The sequence below is a fragment of the Streptomyces tubercidicus genome, assembly GCF_027497495.1.
Lineage (GTDB): Bacteria > Actinomycetota > Actinomycetes > Streptomycetales > Streptomycetaceae > Streptomyces > Streptomyces tubercidicus.
In genome coordinates this window covers 784,704-797,014 of the sequence record NZ_CP114205.1, presented here as the reverse complement: position 1 = coordinate 797,014, position 12,311 = coordinate 784,704, and the positions used below count along the sequence as shown (strand labels likewise).

Below are 12,311 nucleotides of genomic sequence, written 5' to 3'. Positions count from 1 at the left end.
GTCAGCCACGGCGCACCGCCGGGTCGTCGCGCATCTGCTCTTCGAGCAGTGCGGTGAGTTCGCGCACCGATGGCGCGAGGTACATCGAGCGCACCTCCAGTTGCACCGGCAGCAGCTGTTCGAGTTGGCCCACCAGCTCGGTCGCGACCAGCGAGTCCCCGCCGAGGTCGAAGAAGTTGTCCTGCGGGTCGACGTCCGACAGGCCGAGCATTTGAGTGAACAGCTTGGACACCGTCTGTTCGGTGTCCAGCTTGGTGTCCAGTTCGGTGTCCGGTTCGGCGTCCGCGGTGGGCGCCGTCGGCTGTGCGATGGGCCCCGCCTCCAGCAGGTAGCGCTGCCGCTGGAACGGGTAGCTGGGCAGGGGCACCCTTCGGGGCTGCTCTGCGTGGGCTGCCGCCCAGTTGATCGGCAGCCCGGCGAGCCACAGCTCTCCCAGTGCTGCCAGTGGGTCGGTGACCGTGATGGCGATGTGGTCCGGCGTCCACTGCGGATGCTCCCGCAGCCGTGCGGACAGCTGTGAGTCGCCGATCTCCAGGAACAGCCGACCCGGGGTGTCCAGAGCGGCCCGGATCTGGGCGTCGCTGCTGTCCGGGGTCAGAGTGAGGTCCGGCTTCAGGCCGAGCGCCGTCCAGTGCTGCACCGCCTGCGCGGCGTCCGTCTCGGGCACCAGCAGGGCCACGGCTCGCCCGTCCCGGGCGTGGTCGCCGGTGACCAGCCGCTCGGGCGCGTCCCCGCTGAGCACTCGCAGTGCGTCCTGCCGATCGCGCACCACCGCGTAGCGGCGGTGGCCGTGCAGTCGTCTGCCGACCTGCAGCGTCCACGCCACATCCCGCAGATCGAGCTCGGGGTGATCGGTCAGTCGGCCGGCGATGCGGGCGGTCAGCTCGTCGAGGGCCGCCGGGGTGTGCGCGGACAGCACCAGTACCTGGTCCTGCGCGCTGTGCTCCCTGGGCAGCGGTGACGGCGGCTGCTCCAGCACGACGTGTGCGTTGCCGCCGCCCAGGCCGCGCGAGGTGACACCGGCCCGGCGCGGCAGTCCGGCGGGCTCCCACGGCGTGGGTTCGGTCACCACGGTGAACGGGCCCGCCGCGAAGTCGATGTCCGGGTTCGGCTCGCTGTAGTGCAGGCTCGGTGGGATGATTCCGCGTTCCACGGCGAGCACGGTCTTGATGAATCCGGCGATGCCGGCGGCGGCGTCGGTGTGCCCGATGTTGCCCTTGACCGAGCCGAGCAGGCACGGCTGCTCGCGCGGTTCCCCGTCGGCGAACGCGTGGTTCAGTCCGGCGACCTCGATCGGGTCTCCCACTCGGGTGCCGGTGCCGTGTGCCTCAAGGTAGGTGATGGACGAGGGAGTCACGTCCGCGGCGCGTTGGGCGGCCCTGATCACCTCGACCTGCCCGCGCACTCCCGGCGCGGTGAACCCCGCACGATCCCTGCCGTCGTTGTTGACCGCGGAGCCGCGCAGCACGGCATGGATGTGGTCTCCGTCGGCGATGGCCTCGGACAGCCGCTTGAGCACGATGATCCCGCAGCCCTGGCCACCGATCACCCCGTCGGCGGCCGCGTCGAACGGGCGGCAGGTGCCGGTGGGCGAGGTGATGCCGCCGACCCGGTAGTTGTCCAGTGCGGCGGGCAGACGTACCGAAGTGCCGCCGGCCAGTGCCAGATCGCACTCACCGGACAGCACTGCCCGAGCGGCGAAGTGCACGGCGTACAGCGAGGTCGCGCAGGCCGCCTGCACGTTGGCGGTCGGTCCCCGCAGACCCAGCTTGTAGGCAACGCGACTGGCCAGGTAGTCGCTGGTGGTGCCGGTCAGGATGTCCCAGCTGGTGATCGAGGCGTCTTCCTGCTGCCTGGCCCGCAGGGTCTCCGTGTAGGTGGACAGGCTGGACCCGGCGTAAATGCCGATCAGGCCCGGGAATCGGTCGGGGTCGTAGCCGGCGCCCTCGATCGCCTCCAGCGAGCACTCCAGCAGGACCCGATGCTGGGGGTCGGTGAGCAGGGCCTCACGCGGGGTGTACCCGAAGTAACCCGCGTCGAACCATTCCGGCGCCTGCAGCAGTCCACCTGCCGGAACGTATTCCCGCGTTATGCCGCCGGGACTGGGGAAGCTTTTCTTGGGGAAACGGCTGACACTGTCAACACCGGACACGAGGTTGCCCCAGAACTGGTCCGCATCCACGGCGTCCGGGAAACGGCAGGCCAGTCCGATGACGGCGATATCCGTATCACGCCCGCCGGCTCCTGGGTCAGCGGAGTCCGATTCTCCGGCCCGCTCCTGCGTAAGTGGATCCGGTTCATGCTCCTGTGTCGAGCCGTCAAGGAAGGCGGCACAGGACCGGATCGTGGAGTAGATGAACAGCTCCGGCAGTTTCGGCCGAATGCCGATACGCTGCGCGATCTGCTCTCGCACCAGTTGCATGAGCATCGAGTACCCGCCAACTTCGAAGAAGTTGTCGAGTACGCCGACCTCGTCGAGTTCGAGGACGTCACACCAGATTTCGGCGAGTATCCGCTCGGTTTGGGTGACTGGGGGCTGGAGGGTGCTCACCCCATCACATCCCGGCGTCGGCCGTTTCCATGGTCAGTGAATATCGCCCGGCATAAAGAAGTCATCACAGCACCCCGTCTCATAACCCCGGCAACTCTCCGGATCGACAAGCATGGTGATCCACCATGCCAGCGACTATAACCACGCCGACTCGTCGGCACAAACACCTTCTGGGTCCCGACAGCCCCTGCCCATAAGGCATTTGACCCTGTGTCACATAGTTGGTTTCAGTGGGACTGAGTGGCGGATCGGGGCGGCGGCAAGGGCGAGGAAGGCGGGTCGGGCCGTGGAGAAGTTGATCTATGTCCGGGTTTGGTGCGGTCGCTCGCAGGACCTGGCCGGCGTACGGGGGGGGGCGGACTTTCGGCCAAATCCTGCTGATGGGCCCAACGCCCGCTGTGCGCAACCGAGTTGATGCGTGCGAACGACTTCCGGTACGCCCCTGTGGCTTTCATCACTACCCGACTGATCCTCAGGTCGTAGGGCCTAGTGTCGAGTTCGGGAACTCCCGGTCGAGGGCGATGTTCCTGCGCTTCCTGGATCCGCCTCCTCGGGCCGGGACTCGTGCGGAACCCGGTTACACGCCATGCCGCCGGCCTTTGCGACGTCGACCGCCACGGCCCTTTCGTCAACTTCGGGTCAGAACAGGTCGCTTCTCTCCCCAGTGGTGCCGTCCCGCTCTGCGCTAAGGGGCGCGGTGCGATCGAACTCCTCCCCCTCAAATCAGGACATAGATCAACTGCTCCGGGGGATGTCCCGAGCTACACTCCACGTCTTTAATGATCAAGAAAGTTGGGAGACCATGGGTGCACAGCAGCTTCTTCTCGCCTGCCTGCCTTTCGCCGGCAGTGGCGCCGGTTTCTTCCGGGAATGGGAAAAGCTAGATGTATCGGAAGTCGCTGTGCTTCCGGTCCAGTTGCCGGGGCGCGAGGAGCGATTCCTGGACGACCCGTTCACCGAGGTCGGCGACGCCGTAGCCGAATTGACGCCCAGGATCGTGTCCAGTGCCGGCGAGGGTGCGGACATCGCGCTGTTCGGGCACAGCCTCGGCGCGGTGCTCGCCTACGAGATCGCCAGGGAACTCGAACGGACCGGCCACCTCGGGCTCCGTCACCTGTTTGTCAGTGGATCACCGGGGCCGCACAACGGACGGACCGAGCGGGCGACCGGCCTGGCCGACGAGGAGTTCCTGGCCGGGGTGCAGCGGTTCGCCGGCTACCGGCATGCGGCCTTCGACGATCCCGAACTGGTCGAGGTCCTGCTCCCGACGCTGCGCGCCGACGTGCAGATGCACGAGGACTACCGGGCGACCAGCACCGAGCCGCTCTCGGTGCCGATCACCGCGCTGCGCGGCGAAGACGACGAACTCGTCTCCCGGGAACAGGCCGAACAGTGGGCCAAGGTGACGCGGGGTCCGTTCGCCTACCGGGAACTGCCCAACGGCCACATGTACCTGGTCGACGAGCCCGAGCGGTTGCTGCGTGTGATAGCCGGGAGTCCGGCATGCGGCTGACCGGCAAGACCGTGATCGTCACCGGCGCGGCCCGCGGCCTGGGCCGGGCGTTAGCGCTCAGGTTCGCCGACGAGGGAGCCGACCTGCTGCTGCTGGACATCACCCAGGACCTGGCCGACGTGCCCTACCCGCTCGGATCGTCGGGCCAGTTGGAACACACCGCGGACCTGTGCCGACGCGCGGGCGCCGCGATCGTGACCGCCGCCGTCGACGTGCGCGACACCCGGCAGTGCGCGCAGGCGGTCGACCAGGCGCTGGACCGGTTCGGCACGGTGGACGTGCTGGTCAACAACGCCGGAATCGCCTCGCCCTCGGGGAAGATCGCCCACGACATCACCGAGCAGGAGTGGTCGCTCATGCTCGACATCGACCTCTCCGGCGCCTGGCGGATGATGAAGGCGGTCGCACCGGTGATGGTCCAGCGCAAGTTCGGCAGCATCATCAACGTGTCCTCGACCGCGGGAACGGTCGGATACCGGCATTTCGCGAGCTACGTCGCAGCCAAGCACGGGCTGATCGGACTGACCAAGGCCGCAGCCCTGGACTACGCCCCGATGCGGGTTCGGGTGAACGCGTTGTGCCCCGGCTCGATCCGCGACGACCCGGTGCTGGAGGGCCGGATGCTCGCCGAGATCGCCCGATCGCTGGAGGTGCCGGTTGCCGACCACGAGCGGATCTTCGTCCGGGACCAGCCGATGAACGCGCTGATCGAGCCGTCCGACATCGCGAACGCGGCACTGTGGCTCGCGACGGACGAGTCCCGCCAGGTCACTGGCAGCGTGCTGACCGTGGACGGCGGCTTCACGTCCCGATGACCAGGAGGTCCCACCCATGACGAGATCGACGATCGAGGAACTGGCCGCCGGATGCCACAGCCTCGTGCTGCGGCTGCCCGGCACAGCCGATCCGCAGCGCCTGCTGTCCGCGGCGGTATCCGATCCGGTCCAGGTCTGGCAGACCCCGGTGCCGGCCGGTGCCGACGAGCCGATGGCCCGGGACCGCAGGCGTGCCGAGTCCCTGCGGCCGATCCACCAGGACGGCCCCCCTTTGCGAGCCGTGGCCCTGCACTACACCGACGGGACCACGGACCTGGTGCTGGTGGCCGTCCGCGCGGTGATCCCCCCGGCCGCACTGCGCCGGGTCGCCCGGCTGCTGCTGGACGGCCCCGGTGAGAGCATGCCACCCTGGCCCGCCGCCGACCGGCCGGGCCTCGCGCACCGCGGCCGCCTGGAGTGGGGCCTGGGCGATCCCCAGCTGCGCGGGGTCACTGGCAGCGCGCAGATCGACCTCACGGCGCTCGGCGGACAAGCCGGACGGCTGCTGCTGCCCGCGATCGCACTGGCCGTGAGCCGGTACAGCGGCGGGAACCGGACGGAACTGGGCGTGCTGGACCTGGACAACGGCACAGGCGAGGACATCCGCGTCCATCCGGTGGACGAGCATCCGCAGGGCTCGGTCGCGGACTTCCTGCACCGGTTCGACCAGGCACCGCTCACCCTCCACGAGCCGCCGCCGGTCGGGGTTGTCCTGAGCCCGGCCTTCGAGGAGGGCAGTTACACGGCCTGCCTGGCGCCGGTCTTCCCGCTCACCATCCAGCTCGACAGCGGCTCGGCGCGCGCGAAGTGCCGGTTCGACCAGGGCATTGTGGACGCCTCCATCGCGCAGCAGTTCTGCGCGTACGTGGCCCACCTGGGCGAGCAGCTGGCGAACAGCGCGGCACAGCGGCCGCTGTCCGGGCTGGAACTGCTGCCGCACGCCGAACGGGCGGCACTCCTGCGGGCGGGCGACGCAGGCGATGCCGCGCTCGTGCGGGGGCGGATCGACCGCGCCTTCGAGGAGGTGGCCGCCAAGCAGCCGGAGGCCGTGGCGCTGCTGGCCGGCGAGGAGGAGCTGACCTACCGGCAACTGGATGAGCGAGCGGACGCGGTGGCCGCAGGACTGCGCGCACTGGACATCGCACCGGGCAGCCGGATCGGTGTCTGCCTGGAACGGGACGCCGACCTGGTGGTCACCCTGCTCGGCGTGCTCAAGGCAGGCTGCGCGTACGTGCCGATGGACCCGCGCTATCCGGCGCAGCGCCTGAGCTTCACCGCCCGCAACGCGGCCATGCCCGTCATCATCACCTCCGCACCGAACTTCCCTCCGGTTCCCGGGACTCAGCTGCTGACCCCGCGCGCACTGACCCAACTGGCCGGAGGCCGGACGGCGGACGGTACACGCCCCGTCGACGGGGGCGAGGACCCCGCCTACGTGATCTACACATCCGGTTCCACCGGCACGCCCAAGGGCGTGGTGGTGCCGCACCGCAACGTACTGGCGCTGCTGCAGGCCACCGCCGAGGATTTCGCTCTCGGCCCCGACGACACCTGGACGCTGTTCCATTCCAGCGCCTTCGACTTCTCCGTCTGGGAGATCTGGGGCTGCCTGCTCACCGGCGGCCGGCTGGTCGTCGTGCCCTACTGGACCACCCGCGACACCGAGGAGTTCTACACCCTGCTGGCCGAGCAGCGCGTCACGGTGCTCAACCAGACACCGTCCGCGTTCGCGCAACTCATCCGCACCGACCAACGCGTCTGCCGGGACCTGGCCCTGCGGCTGGTCATCTTCGGCGGCGAACCACTGGACGTGCGCATGCTGGCCCCCTGGTTCGCCCGTCACCTGGCCAGCGACTGCCGGGTGGTCAACATGTTCGGCATCACCGAGACCACCGTGCATGTCACCGCCCAGACGGTCACCCCGCACGAAGTCGTCGTCGGCTCACGATCGGTCGGCCGTCCACTGCCGGGGTGGTCGGTGTCCATCCGCGACGAACAAGGACGGGTGCTGCCGCCCGGGGCCTCCGGCGAGATCTACGTCGGCGGCGCCGGAGTGGCCAGCCACTACCTCGGCCAAGACGAGCTGACCCAGCAGCGGTTCATCCTCGACGAATCCACCGGCGAACGGATCTACCGCAGCGGCGACAAGGGCCGGCTGCACCTCGACGGCCGCCTGGACCACCTCGGCCGACTCGACAACCAGGTCAAGATTCGCGGACACCGCATCGAACTCGACGAGATCCGCACCGTGCTGCTGGGCGCACCCCATGTGACCGCCGCGGCCGTCGTCGTCAACCGCGACCAGCCCGACGACCCCGCCAGCAGCCGGATCGACGCCTACATAGTCCTGGAGACAGCAGGCGACCGCGCACCCGTACTCGCGCACGCCAAAGCCACACTCCCCGACTACATGACACCCGCGACGCTCACCCAAGTCACCGAAATCCCGCTGACCATCAATGGGAAGCCCGACACCACCAAACTGCCCGACCCGCTCACCGCACCGACCGACCCACCCGGCACCCCCGAACCCGAACCGGCCACCAACACAATCGCTGACACCATCCTGAACATCTGGAGCAAGCACCTCAACACTCTGGTGAACCCCGAGGACAACTTCTTCACCCTCGGCGGAAACTCACTCCTCGTCGTCCGAGTCCTCGCCGAAATGCGGGAACAAAACCTACCCAAGGTCTCACCCAGGCAGTTCTACAGCCACTCCACCGCGGCACAGTTCACCGAACTCGTCCAACAACTCAGTGAGACCAGCCACTGAGCTTGGCGTTCAGCCTGGATCCATCGTGACGGCCCGTCGGTCTCCGACGGGCCGTTTCGCCCCATCGGGCGGTAGGCGGCAGCCGGGCGGAACGCCGCCGTTGCCGTCCTTGACGGAGGGCAAGCGCCACACCCAGGCCGTCCTCGCTCTCGCGCGTCGCCGCGTCAACGTCCTGTGGGCCCTTCTCTGCGATGGACGGTGCTACGAACTCAATTGCTCGGCTGGGTCGGCATGCTCAATGCCGTGCGTCCAGGCGAGCCATTTGCTTTCAATAAGTGCTTCTGCGGCTATTTCGCGCGACAACTTGTCCCCATTCGCCCGGGGCTGACAAGAAGGCCCGATGGGGCAATGTGTCCCAGATGTTGCCGACCGGTTGTGATGTCCAGGAATCGTCTGGTGGGTGTTCAGGTATCAGCCAGATGACCTTGAGGTATCGCTGATATTTGTTCGGTTTTTCATGCTTCGGCTGGCTGTCCTCGCTGAGCGCGACGTAGTGGCAGGGCCGGGGTTCAATTACAGCTGGTAGACCACTCATTAAACGTTGATTAAAGGGCGCGTGGCTCCATCGGCGTGAGTTGGTGGCACTACTCTGGATCAACCTGGCTCCCCTAGGCGATCGAATCATCGGGGCTCAGTCCCATATCTGCAGATGGGCGGCAGGGCCGACTCGGGCTGTGGCTGAGTCTGCAATCTCCTGAGCCACCTGGGGGCGAAGTGCTGAGGTTGGCTCGCGCTGGCGGAACCAGGTACGTACGGGTGCGCGGAGCGTAATCGCGAGATGGGGCATTGTGAGTGTTGGCTGAATCCCCCACCGTGATTAATTTCCCGTGATCTCTGTCATACCCATATCAGGGAGTGGCTTGTTTAGCCTTGCGGTGTTCACCAGGACGGCACATATACGAGCCATTGGGGGGCCTCGGAATGACGATTCCAGCGACCGTTGCACCGCAGTCCGACTCGGCTGGATCAGGTCTCTTCGTGGCCGGTGGCCCATTCGCTGTCTGGACGGCCACGTGGGAACCTCCGTCTGGCCGTCACCAGCCGCGGCGCCTGGCGGGCGAAGCAGTCCCAGGAGTGGCCGGCCGAGAGAGGGACGAAGATCTTGATCGGCAGGATCTCCAGGCTCTGAGGGTCGGAGGTCCTGATGAGCGTCAAGCTTGGGAAATCGGCGCTGTTCTGCGAGGTGTTGGGCTTCGCGGTCGCGGACCTGATCGGCGTGCACTGAGAACGTCTGACGCTCGATCGCAACTGCCTGACTTCCGCATCGCGACCGACCCTGACGTGCCGCGCGTGCAGATGGCCGCTCGGCCGAGGACCGGGCCACTGGCCAGTGGCCTGGCCTTTACGGGTGTACGCCGAGCCCGGGTTGCGCCCCAGTGCCGAACCCCTGTGGAGCGCACGTGCTTGGTCTGAGATCGATATCTCACCAATTGTCACCGGCAGCCCGGTTGGGGCTGGCTCCTGAGGGGAGATGACCGTGTCCGAGTTAGCTGCAAACGGTACGGCGGCCGAACCGATCGCGATCATCGGGATGGCCTGCCGGTACCCCGGGGGAGTCGCATCCCCCGAAGGGCTGTGGGAGTTCCTCACGGCCGACTCCGGTGCCGTGTCCGACTTTCCCACCGACCGGGGCTGGGACCTCGACCGGCTCCGCTCGGATCCGGCGCGGGCCGGGTCCAGCCTGCTCGATCGGGGCGGGTTCCTGGACGCCGCCGAGTTCGACGCCGAGTTCTTCAGCGTGTCGCCACGGGAGGCGCTCGCCATGCACCCCGAGCAGCGGATCATGCTCGAAGTGGCCTGGGAGACCTGTGAGCGCGCCATGCTGGACCCGCTGTCGCTGAGCGGGACGAACACGGGCGTGTTCGCCGCGCGGCTGTCCACCGAGTACGGGCCGCCGCTGCACCTGGCGCCTGAAGGCCCCTCCGGGCTGATGCTCACTGGAAACACCCCAAGCGCGCTCAGCGGCCGTATCGGCTACACGCTGGGCGTCGTCGGGCCGGCGATCACCATCGACACGGCTTCCTCCGGCTCCCTGGTCGCGATCCACCTCGCGGTGCAGTCGCTCCGGGCCGGGGAGTGTGACCTCGCGCTCGCCGGCGGCATTTCGACCATGCCCGCGCCGGGGCACTTCACCGAGTTCACCAAACAGCAGGGACTCGCCCCGGATGGCCGGCCGAAGCCGTTCTCCGCCGACGCGGACGGCACCGTCTGGTCTGAGGGGGCGGGCATGGTCATGCTCGCCCGGCTGTCGGACGCACGGGTGAAGGGTCACCAGGTGCTCGCTGTGATCCGCGGATCCGCGGTCAACTCCGACGGCGCGACCGAGGGCCTGGCCGTGCCAAGCGCCTCCGCACAGGAGCTACTGATCGTCCGGGCGCTCGCCAACGCGGGCCTGTCGCCCGCCGAGGTGGACGCGGTGGAAGCGCACGGATCGGGCACTCGGGCCGGTGACCGGGCGGAAGCACTGGCACTCACGGCTGCTTATGGGGCTGAGCGTCCGGTTGAGCGGCCGTTGTGGGTGGGGAGTGTGAAGTCGAATATTGGTCATGCGCAGGCGGCGGCTGGTGTGGCGGGTGTGATCAAGACGGTGATGGCGTTGCGGCATGGGGTGTTGCCGGGGTTGGTGCATTTTTCGTCGCCGTCGCGTCATGTGGACTGGGATGGCAGTGGTGTGCTGCCGTTGGCGAAGTCGGTGCCGTGGCCGGGTGGTGAGCGGGTGCGGCGGTGTGGTGTGTCTTCCTTCGGGATCTCTGGGACGAATGCGCATGTGATTGTTGAGGAGAGTCCTGACGCTGTCTCGGAGATGGTCGATTCTTCCAGTGCGGTTGATGGGTCTTCGGCGGTGCCTTTGGTGGTGCCTTCGGTGGTGCCGTGGGTGGTTTCGGGGCGTGGTGAGGCGGCGGTGCGTGGGCAGGCGGAGGCTTTGTTGGGGGTGGTGGGGGATGAGCGGCCGCAGGATGTGGGGTATTCGCTGGCGGTGACGCGTTCGCAGTTTGAGGAGCGGGCGGTGGTGCTGGGTTCGGGGCGTGAGGAGCTGGTTTCTGGGTTGGTGTCGCTCTCGCGTGGGGAGTCGGCTGCGCTGGTGGTGCGGGGCAGGGCGTGGGCGCAGGCGCGGCCGGTGTTTGTCTTTCCTGGGCAGGGTGGTCAGTGGGTGGGGATGGCGAGGGAGCTTGCGGAGTCTTCGCCGGTGTTTGCTCGGTCTTTGGCGGAGTGTGAGGAGGCTTTGGGCCGGTTTGTGCCGTGGTCGCTGCGGGAGGTGTTGGCCGGTGTGGTGGGGGCGCCGGGGCTGGAGCGGGTGGATGTGGTGCAGCCGGTGTTGTGGGCGGTGATGGTGTCGTTGGCGCGGGTGTGGCGGGAGTGCGGTGTCGAGCCGGCGGCTGTGGTTGGTCACTCGCAGGGGGAGATCGCGGCGGCTGTGGTGGCTGGTGCGCTGTCGTTGGATGACGGTGCGCGGGTGGTGGCGCGGCGGAGCCAGATGCTGGTGCCGCTGGCGGGGGGCGGGGCGATGATGTCTCTGTCGTTGAGTGCGGCTCGGGCCCGTGAGTGGGTGGCTCGTTGGGAGGGGCGGGTGGAGGTGGCCGCGGTCAACAGCCCGGAGTCGGTGACGGTTTCGGGGGAGCGGCAAGCGGTGGATGAGCTGCGGGTCGAGTGTGAGGCGGCCGGGGTCCGTGCCCGGATGGTCAAGGTGGACTATGCCTCGCACAGCAGCCGGGTCGATTCGGTCAGGGATGAGTTGTTGGAGGCGTTGGACGGTATCCGGCCGAGGGCTGGTTCGGTGCCGATGGTTTCCACCGTGACCGGCAAGCCGGTGGAGCATGAGGAACTCGGTGCGGATTACTGGTGGCAGAACTTGCGCCGGCCGGTGGAGTTCGAGGCGGCCTCGCGTCACTTGCTGGAGGCCGGTCACCATGTCTTCATCGAGGTCAGTCCGCACCCTGTGCTGGCTTTCGGTCTGGAGGGCACGGTTGAGGCCGCAGGTGCCGGGGCTGCGGTGATCGGCACTTTGTGGCGTGAGGACGGTGGTCCGCTGCGGTTGGCGACCTCGCTGGCTCAGGCCCACGTCCACGGCGTTCCGGTGGACTGGGGCGCCTACCTCGCCCCGACCCGGCCCCACCGCATCCCCCTGCCCACCTACGCCTTCCAACGCCGGCACTACTGGCTCGACGCTCCCGGGTTGTCGGCAGTCGACGATGTCGCGGCGGCGGTGGCCGAACCGGAGCCGCAGGCCACGGCCTGCGGACCGGCCAGCCCCCCGTGCGACGTACCGAAGTTGCTGGCCGGCGAGGTCGCCGCCGTGCTCGGTCTGGAATCGTCGGCTCAGGTGGCGGCCGATCTGTCGTTCAAGGCGCTGGGCTTCGAGTCGATGACCGGCGTCGAACTGCGCAACCGGCTGATCCGCGCGACGGGACTCCGGCTGCCGAGCACGCTCATCTATGACTACCCGTCACCGCGCGAACTCACCGACTACCTGGTCTCGGTACTCGACTCGCCCGACCCCGGTGACGCCGGGGAGGCCGCCGCCCCGGCGCCTGCGGTCCGTGACGAGCGCGCGCTCGATGAGATGGACCGCGACGAGCTCATCCGGCTGGCGCTGCGCAAGAAGAACGGTGCGTGACGCCGGCCCATCGGCGGTCGGCTGCCCCTCCGGGGATTGCT

5 protein-coding genes are annotated in these 12,311 nt (G+C 68.1%); 4 read left to right on the top strand and 1 reads right to left on the bottom strand.

The window, feature by feature from the left end; genetic code table 11:
• Window position 1: 1 nt before the first annotated feature.
• Window positions 2-2,551, bottom strand: a complete 2,550-nt coding sequence (locus STRTU_RS03580; RefSeq protein WP_159742192.1) for a type I polyketide synthase — start codon at window positions 2,549-2,551, stop codon at window positions 2-4.
• Between the two features lie 802 nt (window positions 2,552-3,353).
• Between STRTU_RS03580 and STRTU_RS03575 the strand changes: the two genes are divergently transcribed.
• The 4 genes from STRTU_RS03575 (at window position 3,354) to STRTU_RS03560 (ending at window position 12,270) form a co-directional block, all read left to right on the top strand.
• Window positions 3,354-4,064, top strand: a complete 711-nt coding sequence (locus tag STRTU_RS03575; RefSeq protein ID WP_159742191.1) for a thioesterase II family protein — start codon at window positions 3,354-3,356, stop codon at window positions 4,062-4,064.
• On the top strand, window positions 4,055-4,879 hold the full coding sequence (locus tag STRTU_RS03570) for an SDR family oxidoreductase (protein ID WP_159742190.1): 825 nt from the start codon (window positions 4,055-4,057) through the stop codon (window positions 4,877-4,879). The genes STRTU_RS03575 and STRTU_RS03570 overlap by 10 nt, the downstream gene beginning before the upstream one ends.
• Before the next feature lie 16 nt (window positions 4,880-4,895).
• A complete protein-coding gene (locus STRTU_RS03565) occupies window positions 4,896-7,655 on the top strand; it encodes an amino acid adenylation domain-containing protein (RefSeq protein WP_159742189.1) in 2,760 nt (919 codons plus the stop codon).
• Between the two features lie 1,471 nt (window positions 7,656-9,126).
• Window positions 9,127-12,270 carry a type I polyketide synthase gene (locus STRTU_RS03560; RefSeq protein ID WP_159742187.1) on the top strand — a complete coding sequence of 1,048 codons (3,144 nt, stop codon included), beginning with the start codon at window positions 9,127-9,129 and terminating at the stop codon, window positions 12,268-12,270.
• The last annotated feature ends 41 nt before the right edge of the window (window positions 12,271-12,311 follow it).